The following is an 18,961-nucleotide window of genomic DNA, read 5'->3' as shown; positions in this document are numbered from 1 at the left end:
CGACAAGCTCAGGATGAGGACCAATTTGCAGGCCGAGCCGTAGAAAACCTCATTCTGAGCCTGTCGAAGGACGAGGTTTTCGGCTCCCCGAGCTGAATGTCGATCCGGCCTAGAAAGGCCACCAGCCGCGCCACCAGGCCATGACGCTCGCCCAGAAGGCCGCCAGCCGCTCCAGCGGACCGGGGGCGGACGGCGCCGCGACCGGCTTGGGCGGCGGGGCGGGGACGAACCAGCTGGGCGCGGCCGGTGGGGCGCAGTTCATGCGCATGCCCACGCCTTTCAGATAGCCGCGACGGATGCCGCCGGCCTTGATCGCCGCCTGCACCGCCCGATCGTGCCGGGCCGCCCCGGTCAGCTTGCGGATCCAGCCGCGGAACGGCAGGGCGTGCTGGGTCGTGTCACGCACCTGGCCCACCCCCGCGCCATAGGCGGCGTCGGCGACCTTCTTGCCGCGCGAGCGGGTGTCGGGGGGCGGCGCCTCATCCAGGTCCGGACCCAGCGCCGCGTCGAGCCGGCCGATCTCGCCGGCGATCCCCTCGCAGCGGGCCAGGCCGGTCAGGTCGTAGGGGCTGTCGACGGCGCGCAGCAACACGGGCGGAATGGCGGTGTGTTTGAGGTTCAGGTCCTCCAGCGGCGCGGCCACCGCGTCGCGCAGGGTGTCCTTCTGCTGCAGCGTGCCTGGATCCGACGCCAGGGCGGGACCGGCCAGCAGGGCGCAGATCAGCGGGAGCAGGAAACTGCGGCGCATGTCCCGAGATCGCCCGTCTCGGCCCCGCCGCGCAAGCGGAATCCGTTTCGCTTTGGAGCCGAAAACCTCGTCCTTCGACAGGCTCAGGATGAGGTTTTCTACTGATCGGCCTGCAAATGATCGGCCTGCAAATGCTCCTCATCCTGAGCTTGTCGAAGGACGAGGCGCACGCACGGCCTTGACGGTCGATCCGCTCTAGATCGCCGGGTCGATCGCCCCGGACTCCTCGGCCCGTTGCAGCGCCACCGCCTCGACGATGTGGGCCCGGTAGAGCACGCCCAAGAGGTCGGTCTGGGTGATGATCCCCAGCAGCGCCCGGTTCTCGTCGACCACCATGGCCTCGTGCGCCACGCCGCTGGACAGGATCGGCAGCAGGGCCTCGATCGCCGTGCCCGGCCGCACCTTGTGCACGAACGGGTCCAGCACCGCCTCGACCGGGCCTTCGCGGCCGGTCTGCAGTTCGGCCCGGCGCACCATGCCGACCACCCGGCGCTCGGAATCGATCACCGGGGCGCTGCGCAGGTCGTGGGCGCGCATGTAGGCCAGGGCGCTCTCGGCGCTCTGGTGCAGGTCGACGCTGAGCACGTCGCGGGACATGATGTCGCTGCACAGGATGTGGGCGTGGATCCGCCGGTGGGCCTGGAGCTCGACCTCGCGGAACAGGGCGTCCAGGTCGGCGCGGTCGACGTCCAGCAGGTCGCCGTAGTGGGCTAGGGCGTTGTCGATGTCGGCCTGGGTGAAGCCGACCCGCCGCTGGGGCGGGGCGTCCCGGGTGTCATGCACGTTGGCGGGGGGCGGGACGCGGTGGGGATAGGAGCGTCCGACGACGCGCGCATAGGCCATGGCCGACAGCACCAGCAGCACCGAGCACAGGCCCACCGGCACGAAGACGTAGCCGTACGAGGCGGGGCCGACCGGTCCAGCGACCAGGGCCGCGCCCAGCGCGACCGCGCCGCCAGGCGGGTGCAGGCAGCCCAGCAGGCCCATGGCGATGATCGCGCAGGCCACCGCCGCCGCCGCCGTCAGGGCCGGATGCGGATGGAAGGCCAGGGCGCAGGTCACGCCGGCCAGGGCCGAGACCATGTTGCCGCCGATCACGGCGCGCGGCTGGGCCAGCGGACTGGCCGGCACCGCGAAGGCCAGCACCGCCGAGGCGCCGATCGGTGGAACCAGCAGCGGCAGGGCCGACGGCTGCCCGCTGGCGATCAGGTGGGCCAGCAGGCCCGTGGCCGGAATGCCGATCAGGGCGCCCAGGCCCGAGCGCAGGAGGTCCTGCGGGCGGATCGGCTGGCGGCCGCGCAGGGCCTGGACGAGGGTGTTTGGCATGATCTCGGATCGGTTTCGGGTCAGGCCTGGTCGCGGCCCAGGCGGGCGAGCGCGGCGGTGAGCGCGGGCTCCAGGGATTTCAGCTCTTCCAGGTGGGCCGCGCTCAGGGCCGCCAGCAGCGACTCGGCCTTGGTCGTCAGGGCCAGTCGCATCTTGCGGCGGTCCTCGCGCGAGGGGATCTTGTCGATCAGGCCGGCCTCGACCATGCGCGCCACCAGTTCGGTGGCGGTGTGCGGGGCGATCAGCAGGCGCTCGGCCAGGGCGCCCACCGTCGGCTGATCGGCCCCGTCGAAGCCGGCGATCACCAGCAGCGCTTGGTGCTGCTGGGCGGGCAGGCCCGCGCCATGGGCGGCGGTCTCGCTGAACGCCAGGAAGCGGCGCAGCTCGTAGCGGAAGGCCGCCAGCGCCACATATTGCGCCCGCGTCAGCCCGTCCTCGCCGGAAATTTCACCGCCCAATCGCTCGCCCCTCTTGGAAAGTATCGTAATACGACATATTGGCGCTTCCACAAGAGCGCGTGGAGAAACAGGCATGACCGCGAACACCGCCGAGGCGGGCGCCTCCGGGACCGTCGCATCCGGGGCCGGGCGAAGGCCGCTGGGCGACTTCACGGCCGACCGCCGGCTGCTGATGCTGGCGGCCATGGCCGTGGTCGTGGGCAGCGGCGGGGCGGGGGCGGCCTGGGTGCTGATCCGCCTGATCACCCTGACCACCAACCTGGTCTGGTTCGGCCGCTTCGACGTCGTCAGCCGCTCGCTGGAAACCCTGTCGCCCTCGGCCTGGATGGTGGCCGCCCCGGTCCTGGGCGGCCTGATCATCGGGCTGATGGCGCGGTTCGGGTCGGAAAAGATTCGCGGCCACGGCATTCCGGAGGCGATCGAGGCGATCCTGATCGGCGGCAGCCGGATGTCGCCCAAGGTGGCCGTGCTCAAGCCCATCTCCTCGGCCATCTCGATCGGGACCGGCGGTCCGTTCGGCGCCGAAGGGCCGATCATCATGACCGGGGGCGCGATCGGCTCGCTGTTCGCCCAGTTCTTCCATCTCAGCGCCGCCGAACGCAAGACCCTGCTGGTGGCGGGGGCGGCGGCCGGCATGACCGCGATCTTCGGCACGCCGGTGGCCGCGGTGCTGCTGGCCGTGGAGCTGCTGCTGTTCGAATGGCGGCCGCGCAGCTTCATCCCGGTGGCCGTCGCGGCGGTCACCGCCGCCGGTTGGCGGCCGGGACTGTTCGACGCCGGCCCGCTGTTCCCGTTCTCGGCCGACCCGAACCTGCCCTGGTGGGGCCTGCTGCTCTGCGCGGGCCTGGGCGCGCTGGCGGGTCTGCAGTCGGGCCTGCTGACCAAGCTGCTCTACGGTCTGGAGGACGCGTTCGAGCGCCTGCCGATCCACTGGATGTGGTGGCCGGCCCTGGGCGGGCTGGGCGTCGGCCTGGGCGGCCTGGTCGAGCCGCGCGCCCTGGGCGTCGGCTACGACGTGATCCGCGACCTGCTGACCGGCCACCTGCTGGTCCAGGCGGTGGTGACTCTGCTGGTGGTCAAGGCGCTGATCTGGCTGGTGGCCCTGTCGTCCGGCACCTCGGGCGGGGTGCTGGCGCCGCTGCTGATCCTGGGCGGGGCCATGGGCTGGCTGGCCGGCCAGGTGCTGCCGGGCGACCCCGGGTTCTGGGCGCTGCTGGGCATGGCCGCCATGCTGGGCGGGACCATGCGCTCGCCCCTGACCAGCGTGATCTTCGCGATCGAGCTGACCGGCGACTGGCGGATGCTGACCCCGCTGCTGGCGGCTTGCGTCGCCGCCTACGCCGTCACCGTGCTGCTGCTCAAGCGCTCGATCCTGACCGAGAAGATCGCCCGTCGCGGCCGCCACATCACCCGTGAATACGGGGTGGACCCCTACGAGTTGGTGCGGGTGTCGGAGGTGATGGTCGAGGCGGTCGACACCTTGCCGGGCGACCTGCCGATCCCCCAGGCCGTGGCGGTGCTGCAGCAAGGCCGTCACCGGGTCTATCCGATCGTCGAGGCGTCCGGCCGGCTGGTCGGGATGGCGTCCCGGGCCGACGCCCTGGCCTGGCGGGTCGAGGGCGGACTGGAGACCCAGACCGTGGCCGAGCGGGTGTCGGACGCCGCCCTGCCGGTCGCCCACCCCGACGACGTGGTCGCGCGGGTCGTGGCGCTGATGCTGGCGACGGGACAGGGGCGCATCCCGGTCACCGACCCCGCCACCGGTCGCCTGGTCGGCCTGTTGGCCCGCAAGGACCTGCTGCGGATCCATGCGGGAACGTCGCGCGCCGAGGAGGAGCGGCAGGCCTATTTCCCCGCGGGACGGCGGGGATAGAGCGGCTTTCCGGCCAGCGGAATCAAGACCTTGCCCGCGGGATCGAAGAGCGTTCGAGAAATCGACGCATCGCGCTCCAGACCGCACGCATACTGGTCCTCGCCCCGTCGTGGGGGAGGACGTCCGGCCGGCGACCTCGACGTGCGGCGGGGGCGGTCGAGCGGGAAGCGTCCGCCGGCCGGTGTCGAAGGGCCCTTCGGGTCGGTCGGCGGAGCGTGGGGGTCCTGGATGGGGCCTCGGGCGGTCCGGACCGGACGGCGGGAACACCCCCTCGGGGCCGAACGGCGAAACGCGCCAGGCGCGGGCTGAAATCGCCCGCGCGGTCCAGGACGAAGCCAACGTCCTGCCCGCCGGGGGCCTCCATCGGAGCGGGTTAAAAATCCGCGACCCGAAGGCTTCTGGAAGAAGGCCGCGCGGAGCGCCCGTGACGTGTCGAAACGGTACTCTCCAAAACTCTAGACCGGGCGCGCCCCGGACGCTCCGCCGCCTCCCCAAGCCTGTCGGCTTTCACCGACGGGGACATGCACTTGTGCGTGTCCCCAGGGCTTTCCCGTGCATCTGCTGGGGACACGCCCAAGGGCATGTCCCCGGCCTCAGATCACCCCGGCCCGCAACAGGTCGTGGACGTGCAGGATGCCGACCGGGCGGTGCTGGTCGACGACGAACAGCACGGTGATGCGCCGCTCGTTCATCAGCTTCAGGGCCTCGGCCGCCAGGGCGCCCGGCGCGATGGTCAGCGGGGCGCGGGTCATGACCTCGCCGGCGACATGGCCCATCAGCCCGTCCATGTGGCGGCGCAGGTCGCCGTCGGTGATCAGGCCGCTCAGCGATCCGTCCGGAGCGACCACCCCGACCGCGCCGAAGCGTTTTTCGCTCATCACCAGCAGCGCCTCGGACATCGAGGCGTCCTCGCGGGTCAGGGGCAGTTCGCCCTGGCCATGCATCAGGTCGCCGACCGTGCGCAGCATGGCGCCCAGCTTGCCGCCCGGGTGGAAGACGCGGAAGTCGCTGGCCGTGAAGCCGCGCCGCTCCAGCAGGGCCACGGCCAGGGCGTCGCCCAGCGCCATCTGCAGGGTGGTCGAGGTGGTCGGGGCGCTGACTTCGGCGGTGGCTTCCGGCGCATCGGGCAGCAGCAGCAGGATGTCGCCGGCCCGGCCCAACTGGCTGTCGGCCACGGCGGTGACGGCGATGGTGGGGATCGAGAACCGCTTGGCGTAGGCCAGGGTGTCGGACAGCTCGCGCGCTTCGCCGGATTTCGACAGGGCCAGCACCACGTCGCCCTGGCCGATCATGCCCAGGTCGCCGTGGCTGGCCTCGGCGGCGTGCACGAACATGGCCGGCGAACCGGTCGAGGCCAGGGTGGCGGCGATCTTGCGGGCCACGTGGCCGGACTTGCCGACCCCGGTGCAGACCACCCGGCCCTTGGCGTCGAACAGGGTTTCGACGGCGCGGACGAACGATTCGTCCAGCGCCGCCGACAGCAGCGTCAGGGCCTCGGCCTCGGCGTTCAGGACCCGCTGGCCGACGGCGACGGCGTCGAAAGCGCTCACGGGGTCCCCGCCACGGCGGCGCGGGTGTCGCTCATCTGCCCGCGCGCCTGCTGGTCGTGCCGGGCGGCGGCGTCCTTCTCGCGCTGGATCTTGGCCTGCATTTCCGGCGTCTGCTGGATCGGCACCGAACCGAAGGGGCCGGGCGAGCGGGCGCCGTAGCCCTGGGGCCAGACGAGCGAGAACGCGACGAGGGCCAGGCCGACGAGCGCCAGGAAGGGCATGAGGATGCGATCGGGCATGGCCTGCCTATAGCACGCCCCCCGGAGGAGAGAAGGGCGAGAGCGGGGCGAGGAAGGGGCGGGACGCTTGACGCGGGGCCGGCCGGGGCTTAGCCCGCCCTGCGTCACATCCTGGAGGTCCGATGCCCGTTCTCGTCCTGCTGCGCCATGGCCAGAGCCAATGGAATCTCGAAAACCGCTTCACCGGCTGGGTGGACGTCGACCTGACCGCCGAGGGCGAGGCCCAGGCCCACAAGGGCGGCGAGCTGATCAAGGCCGCCGGCGTCGAGATCGACGAGGCCTTCACCTCGGTCCAGACCCGCGCCATCCGCACCTGCAACCTGGCCCTGGACGCGGCCGGCCAGAGCTTCGTGCCGGTGACCAAGGACTGGCGGCTGAACGAGCGCCACTACGGCGGCCTGACCGGGCTGAACAAGGCCGAGACGGCCGAGAAGCACGGCGAGGAGCAGGTCACGATCTGGCGCCGTTCCTACGACATCCCGCCGCCGGAACTGGCCCCGGGCGGCGAGTACGACTTCAGCAAGGACCGCCGCTACGCCGGCAAGGACCTGCCCAGCACCGAAAGCCTGAAGACCACCCTGGTCCGGGTGCTGCCCTACTGGGAGGCGGCCATCGCCCCCAAGCTGGCGGCCGGCGAGACGATCCTGGTGGCCGCGCACGGCAATTCGCTGCGGGCCATCGTCAAGCACCTGTTCAACGTGCCCGACGCCGACATCGTCCATGTCGAGATCCCGACCGGCAATCCGCTGGTCATCGACCTGGACGGCGCGCTCAAGCCGATGGGCGCCCGCTACCTCGACGAGAGCCGGTCCCAGCCGCTGCCGACGGCGCGCTGATCCGGCGTTCGGACACCGGGGCAAACCAGGCCCCGGTGTCCCGAAATGCCTGGAAACTCAGCGTTAATGCGGGGCGCGCATTGTAGGGGTCCAGCCCTTCGGGGAGTGATAAGAGCAGCCATGAGCGCCCCCCCCGCGGCAGGCCAAGAGCACAAGCGCCTGACGCAACACGACGTCGACATGATCTGCGCCCGGCATGACCGCCTGTGGTCGGCCCGGATGGGCGGGGCGCGCGCCGTCTTCGCCTTCTGCGACCTGTCGGGCCTGTCGGTCACCGGGCGCAATCTGTGCGACGCCGATTTCACCGGCGCCCTGATGGTCGGCTGCGACCTGCGCAAGGCCAAGCTCGACAACGCCAACATGTACGGCGCGGACCTGCAGGGCTCGGACCTGACCGACGCCTCCATGCGGCGCGCCGACCTGCGCGGCTCCAGCCTGCGCGGCGCCAACCTGACCGGCGCCGACCTGTTCGAGGCCGACCTGCGCGAAGGCCAGATCGCCGCCGCCGACCGCAAGGAAGGCTATCGCATCATCGAGCCCGTCCAGCGCGAGGCGCAGGCGTCCGGCGCCATCTTGGCCGGGGCCAACCTGGAACGCTCGCGCCTGTCAGGCATCATCGCCACCAAGGCCGACTTCAGCGACGCCATCCTCAAGGACGCCAAGCTGGTGCGGGCCAACCTCAAGCAGGCCAATTTCAACGGCGCAAACCTGGCCGGCGCCGACCTGTCGGGCGCCAACCTGGTCGGCGCCGACCTGCGCAACGCGGTGCTGGTCGGCGCCAAGACCATGTCCTGGAACATCAACGACACCAACATGGACGGCGCCCTGACCGACAAGGCGTCGGGCAAGGACGTGTCCGACATGCCCTACGAGCAGATGATCGCCGACCACGCCCGCTGGTGCGAGACGGGCGGGGCCGAGGGGGCGCCCTCGGTGTTCGACAAGGCCGACCTGCGCAACCTGAAGTCCGTGCGCGGCTTCAACCTGACGGCCCTCTCGGCCAAGGGCGCGGTGTTCTACGGTCTGGACATGGAAAGTGTGCAGATGCAGGGCGCGCAGCTGGAAGGCGCCGACCTGCGGTCCTGCAATCTGCGGCGGGCGGACCTGCGCGGAGCCCGTCTCAAGGGCGCCAAGCTGGCCGGATCGGACCTGCGCGAGGCCCAGCTGGGCCCGTTGCTGATCGGCCGCGACCGCCTGCTGCCCAGCGACCTGACCGGCGCCTTGCTGACCAACGCCGACTTCGCCCGGGCCGACCTTCGCCAGGCCTGCCTGAGCGGCGCCGACCTGTCGCGCGCCAACTTCACCAACGCCCTGCTCAAGGACATCGACGTCACCGGGGCGATCCGCATGGGCGCTCGCGGCCTGGACGACGTGATCTAGGCAGCGGTTAGCGCTGACGGCGAACCTTCCACAACCATGTTCCGAAAGTCGCGACAAAACCGCGCGGCCTTAACGCTTCCCTCGTCGATCGCCGGTATTTTCCCAGGCGGATCAAGGGGTTTCTCGGGGGAGAAGCATAGGACATGAACGCGGCGCAGAGCATCGCGGGGCGGCGACGCCTGAGCCAGGCCGAGCTCGACATGATCGTGTCGGCGCACGAGAAGTTCGTCACGGGCAAGCAGGGCGGCAAGCGTGCGTCCCTGCGCTTTATGAACCTGTCGGGCCTGGACCTGTCGTTCCGCAACCTGGCCGACGCCGATTTCTCCGCCTCGATCCTCGACGGCTGCCGCATGGTCCGCACGCGGCTGGAGCGGGCCAACCTGTTCGGCGCCGACCTGCGCCAGGCCGACCTGCGCCAGGCCGTGCTGGTCCGGGCCGACCTGAGGGGCGCCTGCCTGCGCGGCGCCAACCTGTCCCTGGCCGATCTGACCCAGGCTGATTTCCGCGAGGGCCAAGTGGCCGTCCCCCACCCTCGAAAGGGGTTCGACACGCTCCGGCACGAAGCCCGCAACGGCGAGGCCGACGAGGTCAACTTTTCGGGCGCGACCCTGGACGGCTCACAGCTTGCGGGCGTCTCGGCGTTCAAGGCCGACTTCAGCGATTGTTCGTTGCGCGGGGCCAAGCTGTCGGGCGCCAACCTCAAGGAAGCCAATCTGAGCGGCGCCATCCTGGAGGACGCCGACGTCAAGGGCGCCAATCTCGAGGGGGCCAACCTCACGGGCGCCGTCATGGCCGGCGTCGACACCTCCACGGCCCGCACCAGCGGCGCGGCGATGCAGGGCTGCCTGGCGTCGTCGACCGAACAGGCCGTCTCGCGGGCCGAGGAAATCTACCAGCGTTGCCTGGCCAACCAGGCCTGGTGCCGCACCGGCGGCAAGGAGGGCCAACCCGCACGGCTCGATGGCGAGGACCTGCGCCCGCTCGGCGACCGCCTCAAGGGCCTGCGGCTGACGGCGATGAGCGCCGCGGGGGCCTGCATGGTCGGGATCGACCTGTCGGGAACCCAGCTTCAGGGCGTTGACCTGCGCAACGCCGACCTGCGCACGGCCAATCTGCGCGGCGCGGACCTGCGCGGCGCGAAGCTGGCGGGCGCCAACCTAACCAAGGCCGACCTGCGCCAGGCCTTCCTGTCGCCCTTGCCCCTCGGGCCCCAGCGCAAGACCCTGGTCGACCTGAGGGCCGCCCGGCTGCGCTATGTCCAGATGCAGGCGGCCGATCTCAGCGAGGCCGTGCTCGACGGCGCCGACCTGCGCGGCGCGGACTTCACCGGCGCCCGGCTGGACCGGATCAGCCTGCGCGACTGCGATCTCAGCCAGGTCCAGGGCCTGGATCTGGCGCCGGCCTAAGGCTGGCCGCTTCCGGCCAGAAAAAAGGGCGGCGCATCGCGCCGCCCTGGAAGTTCTAGAGGGGGAATACAGTAACGCGCGAAGGTGGTGTTAGGCTGCCTTCTCGCCTTCGATCTTGTCGCCCTCGAGCTTTTCGCCTTGGATCAGGGGGGCGGCCGACTTGATCTCGATCGTGCGCGGCTTCAGCGCCTCAGGCAGCTCGCGCTTCAGCGAGATCGACAGCAGGCCGTCGGACAGGGCGGCGTCGGTCACGACCACATAGTCGGCCAGCTGGAAGCGGCGCTCGAAGTTGCGCTCGGCCAGGCCGCGATGCAGGTAGCGCTTGGTCTCGTCATTGGCCGGCTTGCGGCCGGTGACGGTGAGAAGGTTTTCCTTCACCTCGATGCCGAGCTCTTCCGACTTGAAGCCGGCGACGGCGATCTCGATGCGGTACGCGTTCTCGGCGGTGCGCTCGATATTGTAGGGGGGATAGCCCGAGGCGGCTTCGTTCGAGGCGGCGGCGTCCAGCAGGGCGGCCAGCCGGTCGAAACCGACGACGGAGCGATACAGGGGGGACAGGTCGATCGTACGCATGGTCACATCCTTCTCATCAAGCAAGGTTGTTCAGTCTGTTCAGACCTTTGGCGACCCGGATTGGCGTCGCCGACGGTCCGGAAGGCCCGGGTTTCCAGCGCCTTCGGGATCAAGGTGGTGAGCCGTTTTTCGACTTCAAGGGGGTGAATGGCCAGGTGGTGAAATGCTTGATCGGCGGTGGGTCACCGTTAAGGTCTGCGCTGCCCGACCCGGCCAAGCCCTTCGAGAGTTCCGACGATGACCCACCGCCGCCACCTCCTGTTCCTGGCCGCCGCCGCGCTTTGCCTCGCCGCGACCCCCGCGCTGGCTGACGACGCCGTCCTGATGACCGCCGTCAACTCGCCCCATCGCACCGCCGCCAACACCGCCCGCGACCAGGCGCGTCACCCCTACGAAAGCCTGCTGTTCTGGGGGCTGAAGCCCAGGCAGACGGTGATCGAGGTGTCGCCGGGCGGCGGCTACTGGACCGAGATCCTCGCCCCCTACGCCAAGGCCACCGGCGGGACCTATATCGCCGGCGTCGCCGACCTGGCCAATCCGAAGATCTCGGAAGGCGCGAAGAAGGGTCGGGCGGCGTTCGAGGCCCGCTTCGCCGATCCCGCCCTGTACGGCAAGGTCCGGTTCGTGAACTTCGGCCCGGTGGCGGGCCCCCTGGGGGCGGCGGGTTCGGCCGACCTGGTCCTGACCGCGCGCAACGTCCACAACTGGACCGGCCAGCCGGGCGTGGCCGACAAGATCTTCGCGGACTTCTTCGCGGTTCTGAAGCCCGGCGGGATCCTGGCGGTCGAGGACCATCGCGCCGATCCCAAGTCGGAAACCGACAAGGGGGCGGACGGCTATCTCGCCACGGCCACGGTGGTGGCGCTGGCGGAAAAGGCCGGCTTCAAGCTGGACGCGACGTCCGAGATCAACGCCAACCCCAGGGACACGAAGGACTACCCGTTCGGCGTCTGGACTCTGCCACCCACCCGGCAGAGCGCGCCCGACGGCCAGCGGGCCGATCCCGCGTTCGACCGCGCCAAATACGACGCCATCGGCGAAAGCGACCGCATGACGCTGCGCTTCCGCAAGCCGGGCTGAAAACTTGGCCGGCCTGGCGCCGTTTCGCCAAGGTCGAGTGCATGATCAGGTTTGCGCGTTGGTGGCGGGGGAAGGCATGGGTTCAGGACTTCGATGGTCGCGGCGGGGTTTGCTGGCGGGAGCGACTGCGCTGAGCTTGGCCGGCTGTGGCCGCAAGGACGCCAAGCCGGACGCCGACAAGCCGCCGGCCAAGACGGGGCCCATGACCCTGGCGACGGCGGCGAAGGGCGACTGGCGATCGCCCGCCGACAGGGCTCGCGACGTCTGGCGCCACCCCGTGGAAAGCCTGGAATTCTGGGGGCTCAAGCCCGGACAGACGGTGGTCGAGTTCTGGCCTGGGGCCGGCTGGTACACCGACATCCTGGCGCCCTACCTGGCGGCGACCGGCGGCAAGCTCTACGCCGCCTCGCTACAGACCAACCTGCCGGACGACCCCGCCGCCAAGGCCGCGGTCGAGGAATATCAACGCAAGCTGGCCGACAAGAAGAAGCTGTACGGCGACGTCGTCGTCACGGCCTTCGGGCCGACCAGCGGTCCGGTGGCGCCGGCGGGATCCGCCGATCTCGTGCTGTTCCTGCGCAACCTGCACAACTGGATGGCGGCAGGCTTGGCCGAGAAGGCCTTTCGCGAGGCGTTAATCGCGCTGAAGCCCGGCGGGGTTCTTGGAGTCGAGGAGCACCGCGGCGAGCCCGGGCGGGTGCAGGATCTCCTGGCCGCCGACGGCTATGTACAGCAGGCCTATGTGATCGAGATGGCCCGGGAGACTGGCTTCGTCGTGGCTGGCGAAAGTGAGATCAACGCCAATCCCAAGGACACCAAGGACCATCCGTTCGGCGTCTGGACCCTGCCGCCGACCCGCCTGTCGGCCCCCCGCGGCGAGCCCGCCGAACCCGGCTTCGATCACGCCAAGTACGACGCCATCGGCGAGAGCGACCGCATGACCCTGAAGTTCGTCAAACCCAGGTGAGGACTGGACCGAAGTGACCGTGCGGAAGGGGCGACGGCTTCCCTTGGGTGATCTTGAAGATACGAAGAAATAAGCCGCCGGCGCGTCTGAACAGTGTTTACTCGCGGCGATCCAGCGGCCAGTCTGCCGCCGCAGAATCCACGCGCCACAGAGGGAGACGCGCTTATGGCTACGTTGCAGGAAATCACCGATCGCATGAAGGCCGCCGTCGGCGAGGACAGCGGCCTGGGCAAGAGCCTGAAGTTCGACCTGAAGGACGCCGGCGTCATCCACATCGATGGCGGCTCGGTGACCAACGAAGACAAGCCGGCCGACCTGACCATGACCCTGTCGATGGACGACCTGCTGGCCATCGGCGCCGGTGCGCTGGACCCGACCATGGCGGTCATGACCGGCAAGCTGAAGCTGTCGGACATGGGCACGGCCATGGCCCTGCAGTCGAAGATGGCGGCCCTTTTCGCGAAGATGCGCTGATCCATGGGGCACGCGGCGCCGCTGGTCTCGATCGTCGAGGCGCCCGTTCCCGACCGTGGAAAGGCCGAGTGGTTCAACGGCGCGGACGGGGCGACCCTCCGCGCCGCCCTGTTTTCACCGGCAGGCCCATCCCGAGGTTCGGTCGTGGTCAGCCCCGGCCGCAGCGAGCCGATCGAGAAGTATTTCGAGGTCGTGCAGGACCTGCTGGACCGGGGCTTCGTGGTGCTGGTCCATGACTGGCGCGGGCAGGGGCTGTCCCACCGCGCCCTGCCGGACCGCCTGAAGGGCCACGCGGCCGGCTTCAAGGATTTCCTGGGCGACTACCAGGCGCTGCTGGCCGCGTTCGAGACGCGGTTGCCGAGGCCCTGGATCGCCCTGGGACACTCGATGGGCGGATGCCTGACGATGCTCGTCCTGGCCACGGGCGAGCGCCGCTTCGCCGCCGCGGTGCTCTCGGCGCCTATGCTGGGCCTCAACACCGGCGGCAAGCCCGCCGGCGGCGCTCGCGCCCTGGCCTGGCTGATGAGCCGTTCGCGCTACAAGGGCGACTACGTGCTGGGCGACGCCGGCGACCCGTTCGTCCAGAGCTTTCCCGACGACGCCCTGACCCACGACGCGGCCCGCTACGCTCGCCACCGAGCCCAGATCCACGCCAATCCCGACATCGCCCTGGGCGGCATCACCTGGGGCTGGACCGATTTCGCCTTCTCGGCCTGCGCGTTCCTGCGCCGGACCAAGGGGGTCGAGGCCGTGCCGATCCCGGTGACCATCGTCGCGGCGGGTCAGGACAGCCGCGTGCTGATCGCCGACGAGAGGTCGATCGCCGGCCGCATCCCGCAAGGCCGCTATGTCGAGATCCCCGACGCCTTCCACGAGATCCTGATCGAGACGGACGACCGCCGGGCGGTGTTCTGGAAGGCTTTCGACGAGACGGTGGAAGAGGTTCTCTGAACCGTTTGAGGAACGCTACTTCGCCGACCGTCGCAGCGCCACCAGGGCCTCGTCCAGGCAGCGGCGGTCGCTGGAGATCACCATCTGGCCGCCGTCCTGGCCGATCGGTTCGCCGCGCCAGTCGGTGACGCTGCCGCCTGCGCCCTCGATCAGCGGTATGGCCGCCTCGACGTCCCAGGCCTTCAGGCCGGCCTCGATGACCATGTCCATCTTGCCCAGGGCCACCATGGCGTAGGCATAGGCGTCGCAGCCCAGACGGGCCAGCTTGGCGGCGGCGCGCACCTGCAGCCAGGCGCCGCGCTCGGCCCCGTCGAAACAGGCGTCCGGGTCGGTGGTGGCGATGATCGCGTCGGTCAACCTGGGGCATTCGCGCACCCGGATCGCCTGTTCCGAGCCGCGCGACAGCAGGCGTGAGCCCGCGGCCGAGCCGATGAAGATCTCGCCCGTATAGGGCTGGCCGATCGAGCCCAGCACCGGCCGGCCCTGGTGGCGCAGGCCGATCAGGGTGGTCCACAGCGGCAGGCCGGAGATGAAGGCGCGGGTGCCGTCGATCGGGTCCAGCACCCAGACGAACTCGGCGTCGGGACGATCTTCGCCGTATTCCTCGCCGATCACCCCGTGCTCGGGATAGCGCTCGGCGATCAGCTTGCGGATCGCCGCCTCGGCGCCGCGGTCGGCCTCCGTCACCGGATCGAACGCCGCGTGGCTGTCGCGCGGCAGGTTCTTGCCCGCGCCCTTGTCTTCCAACCCGTGGTCGGCCCGGAACAGCGGCAGGATCGCCGCCGCCGAAGCGCGGTTGAGATCGATGACGAAGGCGTCGAGCTGGGCGAGAGGGGCGGCGGCGAGGGTCATGGACGAGGACTTAGCCCGCCCTTCGACTCGACGCCACCGTTCGCGGTCGCCAAACAGATAGCCTCAGGCTTCCAGCACCTCGCCGCCGTTCAGCGACTTGGCCAGGTCCAGCAGGCGACGACGCGGGCGCTCACCCAGCAGGTAATAGGCGCGCACCAGGTCGAGCGTCTCCTTGCGGGCGAACATCTCGCCGCCGCCCTCGGCCTCCAGGTTGGTTTCCTTCTCCATCCGGTCCGACAGGCCGTCGTAGAAGTAGCCGACCGGGACGTCGAGCGCTTCGGACAGCTGCCACAGCCGCGCGGCCGAGATGCGGTTGGCGCCGCATTCGTATTTCTGGATCTGCTGGAAGCGCACCCCGACAGTGCCGGCCAGCTGTTGTTGGGTCAGGCCCAGCAGGCGGCGACGACGCCGCAACCGCTTGCCCAGATACACATCGATGTCGTTACTCATGATGACGCCCCGATTTCCTGCTTCCGTCCCGAAACGGAACGGCCTGGGTTGAGGTCCGCAAGTCGCGTGCCGAGCGAACGGCGCGACTGCACCTACGCCGCGAGTCCCCCTCATCCACGAAGCAGGCTAGTAAGGGTTCATGTCGGATAAGCGTCGGCCTTGGGCCCAGGATCTGTTGTGGCGCGCGGAAGCGCTGGGTTTCGACCTGTTCATCGGCGTGGTGCGCCTGCTGGGCGTCGACGCCGCCTCGGCGTTCGGCGGCTGGCTGGGCCGCACGGTGGGTCCCTTGAGCGGCGCGCACAAGGTGGCCGTCCGCAATCTCAAACTGGCCTTCCCGGACAAGGATGAAGCCTGGCGGGCGGCCATGCTCAAGGCGCAGTGGGACGGCCTGGGCCGCACCTTCGCCGAGTTCCCGCTGATGGACAAAATCCTGCCCTCCACCGGCCGGGTCGAGGTGGTCAACCAGGAGCGCCTGTTCAAGATCGCCGCCGACAAGGTCCCGGTGGTCTTCGTTTCGGGACACCTGTCGAACTGGGAGGTGATGCCCGCGGCCATCGTCGATTCTGGCGTCGTCTGCGAGATGACCTACCGGGCGGCCAACAATCCGTATGTCGACGAGCGGATCAAGGCCAGCCGCTTCCGCTACGGCGTGCGGCTGTTCGCCCCCAAGGGCGGGGATGGCGCGCGGGAACTGCTGGAAGGCATGAAACAGGGCAAGTCGGTGGCGCTGATGAACGACCAGAAGTTCAACACCGGCGTCGAGGGCCCGTTCTTCGGCCATCCCGTGCGCACCGCCCCGGGGCCCTCGCGCCTGGCGCTCCGCTTCGGGACGGTGCTGCAGCCGATGTCGGTGCAACGGATCAAGGGCGCGCGCTTCCGGGCGGTGGTCCACGACCCGATCCACCTGCCCAACACCGGCGACCGCACCGCCGACATCGAAGCCGGGGTGAGGCTGGTCAACGCCTTCATGGAAGAGCGCATCCGCGAGCGGCCCGAGGAGTGGTTCTGGGTCCATCGCCGCTGGCCCAACGAGGTCTACGCCGCCCTGGCGGCGCGGGACGAGTGAGCTAGAGCTCCAGCGCCCGCTCATGGCTCCGGCGCCGAGGGCCGTCATAGGCCGGGTCGTCCCGGCGGCGGCGGCAGGGGCCGAAATAGTCCTCGACGCGGATGAACGGCCGAGGCTTGAAGATCACCGTGTTGATCCGGTCCAGCAGCGAGCGGGCGGTGACCGGCTTGACGACGATTTCGGTGACCCCGGCGTCCCGGGCCTCGAACACCCGGTGGCGCTCGGCGAAGCCCGTCAGCATGATGATCGGCAGGAACGGGTCGGGGCTGTCGGGCGACTGGCGCACCAGCTGGGTGAACTGCACCCCGTCCAGGGGCGACATCTTGAAGTCGACGATGGCGATGTCGATCTGACGGTCGCGCACCACCTGCAGGGCCTCGGCCCCATCCATGGCCTCCAGCACGTGCCGCACGCCCACGCTTTTCAGGATCGTCGAGACGATCGCCCGCATGTGGTGGTTGTCGTCCACCAGCAAGAACCGCAGCTGCTCGAGCGTCGCGGACATGCGGGCGGACCTCCATCGCGAAAGGGGATGGCGGGGGATACTGTACGGCTAACGGCCTGTCGATCCCTTGGCGGGCGAATTCGTCGCGAGGCGCTCGCGCCAGGCGTGTGTCGCCCGACCGCCTCAGCCCCGGCTTTCGCGCCAGCGCTTGAGCGCTTCGGCGGGACCGGCATAGGGCTCCTGCAGCTCGGGGCTCCAGTAGCGCAGGTTCTCCAGCGCGACCTTGGCGCCGGTGACGGCGCACAGCACGTATTGGCCCGGGCTCATGACGGCGAACTCGCCGTCGCCATAGTGCAGGGTGGCCGGGCCGCCGGACTTGCCGAGATTGGGATCGAACGCGTTCATGGGAGTCTTTTACGCCAGTTGGCGGTTGGGGAACAGGCGCCGAGATCATCGACCGCCCATTCCGGCGTTGGCCGGGGATGGGCGGGGGCGGGGTCAGAACAGGCTTCCCTGATCCGAGGAAGACGGCGTCTTGGGCTTTGGCGCCGGGCGGGGCGGGGCGGGAGGCGCGGGCCGAGCCGGAGCCCCGGCTTCGCCGTCGATCACCGCCTCGCGCTCGCCAAGCTTGAACTGCAGCCGAACGCGTTCGCCGCCTACGAGTTCGGACGCCGAGCGGGCGATGCCGCCGTCCGCCTTGTGCACCAGCGCGAACCCCAGCTCCAACGGCCTTGTCGGATTGAGCGACAGCCGCAGCTTGTCCAGGGCGACCAGACGGTCGGCCTCACGCTCCAGCCGCCGGGTGACGCAGTTGTTCATGCGTTCCTGCAGGGCGGGCAGGCGGGCGTGCTGGGCGACGCGCTCGGGAACGCGGCGGGCCGCCAGGTCCAGCCGCCGCGAGAGGTCCCCGACGCGCCGGCCGCAGTCGGCGCGCTGGCGGTGCAGGGTGTCGGGCGACAGGCGGGCGGTGACCTTCAGCAGGTCGCGGGCGTGGATGTCGGTGTTGCGCTGCAGGGCCGCGTCCAGGCGGGCGGCGACGTCCCTGAACCGGCGCTCGGCCGGGGCGGTCAGGTCGTCCAGCCGCGGCAGGCCGCGCACCGCCAGGTCCAGCCGCTGCTGGGCCAGGGCCAGCAGGTCGGCGGGGCGGGGCAGGCCGCGGGCGGCGCTTGTCAGGCGGGTGCGCCGCTCCTCCACGGCCCGGCCGCCGCAGGTGTTCAGGCGGCGGTCGTAGTCGCTGACCAGCGCGCGCAGCTCGGCCAGCACCGGCGTGGCCATCTCGGCGGCGGCGGTGGGGGTCGGGGCGCGGCGGTCGGAGACGAAGTCGATCAGGGTGGTGTCGGTCTCGTGGCCGACGGCCGAGATCAGCGGGATCGCGCCCTCGGCCACCGTACGGGCCAGGCCCTCGTCGTTGAAGGCCCACAGGTCCTCGACCGAGCCGCCGCCCCGGGCGACGATCAGGATGTCGGGGCGCGGCACGGCCCCTCCCGGCGCGATGGCGTTGAAGCCGCGGATCGCCGCGCTGACCTGGCCCGCGGCGGCGTCGCCCTGGACCACGCAGGGCCAGACCAGCACCCGGCAAGGCCAGCGGTCGCGGATGCGGTGCAGGATGTCGCGGATCACCGCCCCGGTCGGGCTGGTGATCACCCCGATCACGGCCGGCATCGAGGGCAGGGGGCGCTTGCGGTCCGGCGCGAACAGGCCCTCGGCCTGGAGTTTGCCTTTCAGGCGCTCAAGCTGGGCCAGCAGCGCGCCGACGCCGGCGGCTTCCATGGTCTCGATGACGATCTGGTAGCGCGAGCCGGCCGGATAGGTGGTGATCTTGCCGGTGACGATCACTTCCAGCCCGTGCTCGGGCCGGATCTGCAGCTGGCGGACATTGCCCTTCCAGACCACGCCGTCGATGGCGGCCTTGTCGTCCTTGATCGTCAGGTAGACGTGGCCGTTGGAATGGTGGGTGACCTTGGACAGTTCGCCGCGCAGCCGCACGAAGCTGTACCGATCTTCCAGCGTGCGCTTCAGGGCGAAGGCCAGTTCCGAGACCGAATAGGCCTGGGCGTTGGAATCAGGGGCGACGGTGTCGGTCATGGGCCTCTAGATAGGACGGATCGGGGCGAGGTGTGAAATGGCGTGAGCCGTCGTGCGGCGACCCCTTGCCCCCTACGGACCGCTTCGCGGTCGTCTTCCCCCAGAGGGCAGGGGAATCGCATATGGATTTTTGGTCCGAACGGGATTCTGAGGGTGTCTCCTTGTGAGAGGGAGACGGTCGGATGGAGACGTTCGCGGCTTG

20 protein-coding genes and 1 pseudogene are annotated in these 18,961 nt (G+C 70.1%); 10 read left to right on the top strand and 11 right to left on the bottom strand.

The annotated features are described in order from the left end of the window. Nucleotides 1-109 precede the first annotated feature (109 nt). The gene (locus ASD47_RS04490; RefSeq protein ID WP_056752271.1) at nucleotides 110-748 is read right to left on the bottom strand and encodes a hypothetical protein; all 639 of its coding nucleotides are present in this window, start codon (nucleotides 746-748) and stop codon (nucleotides 110-112) included. Between the two features lie 60 nt (nucleotides 749-808). On the opposite strand from ASD47_RS04490, the pseudogene ASD47_RS28095 reads away from it, so the two are divergent. After that, nucleotides 809-914, top strand: a pseudogene (locus ASD47_RS28095) (hypothetical protein); the annotation flags it as partial. 29 nt (nucleotides 915-943) lie between these two features. Here the strand turns inward: ASD47_RS28095 and ASD47_RS04485 are convergent. Continuing rightward, entirely contained in the window at nucleotides 944-2,074 is a 1,131-nt protein-coding gene (locus ASD47_RS04485) for an HPP family protein (protein ID WP_056752265.1), read from the bottom strand. A 20-nt stretch (nucleotides 2,075-2,094) separates the two neighbouring features. Further along, the gene (locus ASD47_RS04480) at nucleotides 2,095-2,532 is read right to left on the bottom strand and encodes a helix-turn-helix domain-containing protein (RefSeq protein ID WP_200945225.1); all 438 of its coding nucleotides are present in this window, start codon (nucleotides 2,530-2,532) and stop codon (nucleotides 2,095-2,097) included. 73 nt (nucleotides 2,533-2,605) lie between these two features. Here ASD47_RS04480 and ASD47_RS04475 point away from each other — a divergent pair, with 73 nt between their 5' ends. Beyond that, a complete protein-coding gene (locus ASD47_RS04475) occupies nucleotides 2,606-4,405 on the top strand; it encodes a chloride channel protein (protein ID WP_056752263.1) in 1,800 nt (599 codons plus the stop codon). Nucleotides 4,406-4,998: 593 nt separating this feature from the next. On the opposite strand, the gene ASD47_RS04470 is transcribed toward ASD47_RS04475, so the two are convergent. Together ASD47_RS04470 and ASD47_RS04465 are read right to left on the bottom strand one after the other, a co-directional pair. Then, nucleotides 4,999-5,955, bottom strand: coding sequence for an SIS domain-containing protein (locus ASD47_RS04470; protein WP_056752261.1), 957 nt, complete (start codon nucleotides 5,953-5,955; stop codon nucleotides 4,999-5,001). Next, nucleotides 5,952-6,194: a hypothetical protein gene (locus ASD47_RS04465; protein ID WP_056752258.1), complete on the bottom strand. Its 243-nt coding sequence runs from the start codon at nucleotides 6,192-6,194 to the stop codon at nucleotides 5,952-5,954. The genes ASD47_RS04470 and ASD47_RS04465 overlap by 4 nt, the downstream gene beginning before the upstream one ends. Nucleotides 6,195-6,316: 122 nt before the next feature. On the opposite strand from ASD47_RS04465, the gene gpmA reads away from it, so the two are divergent. The 3 genes from gpmA to ASD47_RS04450 all read left to right on the top strand — a co-directional run bounded on the left by gpmA (nucleotide 6,317) and on the right by ASD47_RS04450 (nucleotide 9,816). Continuing rightward, on the top strand, nucleotides 6,317-7,030 hold the full coding sequence (gene gpmA, locus ASD47_RS04460; protein WP_056752255.1) for a 2,3-diphosphoglycerate-dependent phosphoglycerate mutase: 714 nt from the start codon (nucleotides 6,317-6,319) through the stop codon (nucleotides 7,028-7,030). Between the two features lie 120 nt (nucleotides 7,031-7,150). After that, nucleotides 7,151-8,410: a pentapeptide repeat-containing protein gene (locus ASD47_RS04455; RefSeq protein WP_056752253.1), complete on the top strand. Its 1,260-nt coding sequence runs from the start codon at nucleotides 7,151-7,153 to the stop codon at nucleotides 8,408-8,410. 143 nt (nucleotides 8,411-8,553) lie between these two features. Next, nucleotides 8,554-9,816, top strand: coding sequence for a pentapeptide repeat-containing protein (locus ASD47_RS04450; RefSeq protein WP_056752251.1), 1,263 nt, complete (start codon nucleotides 8,554-8,556; stop codon nucleotides 9,814-9,816). Between the two features lie 90 nt (nucleotides 9,817-9,906). Here ASD47_RS04450 and ASD47_RS04445 read toward each other — a convergent pair whose 3' ends face one another. Further along, the gene (locus ASD47_RS04445) at nucleotides 9,907-10,389 is read right to left on the bottom strand and encodes an Hsp20 family protein (RefSeq protein ID WP_056752494.1); all 483 of its coding nucleotides are present in this window, start codon (nucleotides 10,387-10,389) and stop codon (nucleotides 9,907-9,909) included. Between the two features lie 237 nt (nucleotides 10,390-10,626). Between ASD47_RS04445 and ASD47_RS04440 the strand changes: the two genes are divergently transcribed. From ASD47_RS04440 to ASD47_RS04425, 4 genes are all read left to right on the top strand, one after another. Further along, on the top strand, nucleotides 10,627-11,469 hold the full coding sequence (locus tag ASD47_RS04440) for a class I SAM-dependent methyltransferase (RefSeq protein WP_056752247.1): 843 nt from the start codon (nucleotides 10,627-10,629) through the stop codon (nucleotides 11,467-11,469). Nucleotides 11,470-11,545: 76 nt separating this feature from the next. Then, on the top strand, nucleotides 11,546-12,436 hold the full coding sequence (locus ASD47_RS04435; protein WP_056752245.1) for a class I SAM-dependent methyltransferase: 891 nt from the start codon (nucleotides 11,546-11,548) through the stop codon (nucleotides 12,434-12,436). Between the two features lie 165 nt (nucleotides 12,437-12,601). Next, entirely contained in the window at nucleotides 12,602-12,910 is a 309-nt protein-coding gene (locus tag ASD47_RS04430) for an SCP2 sterol-binding domain-containing protein (RefSeq protein WP_035070458.1), read from the top strand. Between the two features lie 3 nt (nucleotides 12,911-12,913). Further along, complete coding sequence (locus ASD47_RS04425; protein ID WP_056752242.1) at nucleotides 12,914-13,861, top strand: alpha/beta fold hydrolase; 948 nt, start codon at nucleotides 12,914-12,916, stop codon at nucleotides 13,859-13,861. Between the two features lie 15 nt (nucleotides 13,862-13,876). Here the strand turns inward: ASD47_RS04425 and hisN are convergent, their stop codons facing one another. Further along, nucleotides 13,877-14,713, bottom strand: a complete 837-nt coding sequence (gene hisN, locus ASD47_RS04420) for a histidinol-phosphatase (RefSeq protein WP_056752239.1) — start codon at nucleotides 14,711-14,713, stop codon at nucleotides 13,877-13,879. 63 nt (nucleotides 14,714-14,776) lie between these two features. Then, nucleotides 14,777-15,163 (bottom strand): helix-turn-helix domain-containing protein, encoded by a 387-nt coding sequence (locus tag ASD47_RS04415; protein ID WP_056752236.1) that lies wholly within the window; start codon nucleotides 15,161-15,163, stop codon nucleotides 14,777-14,779. Between the two features lie 139 nt (nucleotides 15,164-15,302). Between ASD47_RS04415 and ASD47_RS04410 the strand changes: the two genes are divergently transcribed. Beyond that, nucleotides 15,303-16,229, top strand: coding sequence for a lysophospholipid acyltransferase family protein (locus ASD47_RS04410; RefSeq protein WP_056752234.1), 927 nt, complete (start codon nucleotides 15,303-15,305; stop codon nucleotides 16,227-16,229). 1 nt (nucleotide 16,230) lies between these two features. On the opposite strand, the gene ASD47_RS04405 is transcribed toward ASD47_RS04410, so the two are convergent. From ASD47_RS04405 to xseA, 3 genes are all read right to left on the bottom strand, one after another. Further along, nucleotides 16,231-16,734, bottom strand: coding sequence for a response regulator (locus ASD47_RS04405; protein WP_056752231.1), 504 nt, complete (start codon nucleotides 16,732-16,734; stop codon nucleotides 16,231-16,233). A gap of 123 nt (nucleotides 16,735-16,857) precedes the next feature. Beyond that, the gene (locus ASD47_RS04400; RefSeq protein WP_056752229.1) at nucleotides 16,858-17,079 is read right to left on the bottom strand and encodes a DUF2093 domain-containing protein; all 222 of its coding nucleotides are present in this window, start codon (nucleotides 17,077-17,079) and stop codon (nucleotides 16,858-16,860) included. A 93-nt stretch (nucleotides 17,080-17,172) separates the two neighbouring features. Further along, a complete protein-coding gene (gene xseA / locus ASD47_RS04395) occupies nucleotides 17,173-18,759 on the bottom strand; it encodes an exodeoxyribonuclease VII large subunit (RefSeq protein WP_056752226.1) in 1,587 nt (528 codons plus the stop codon). Nucleotides 18,760-18,961 lie beyond the last annotated feature (202 nt).

Source organism: Caulobacter sp. Root1472 (assembly GCF_001426985.1).
Taxonomy (GTDB): Bacteria; Pseudomonadota; Alphaproteobacteria; order Caulobacterales; family Caulobacteraceae; genus Caulobacter; species Caulobacter rhizosphaerae.
Note: the sequence above shows the minus strand (reverse complement) of the source record. Positions and strands in the feature narration are given on the sequence as shown.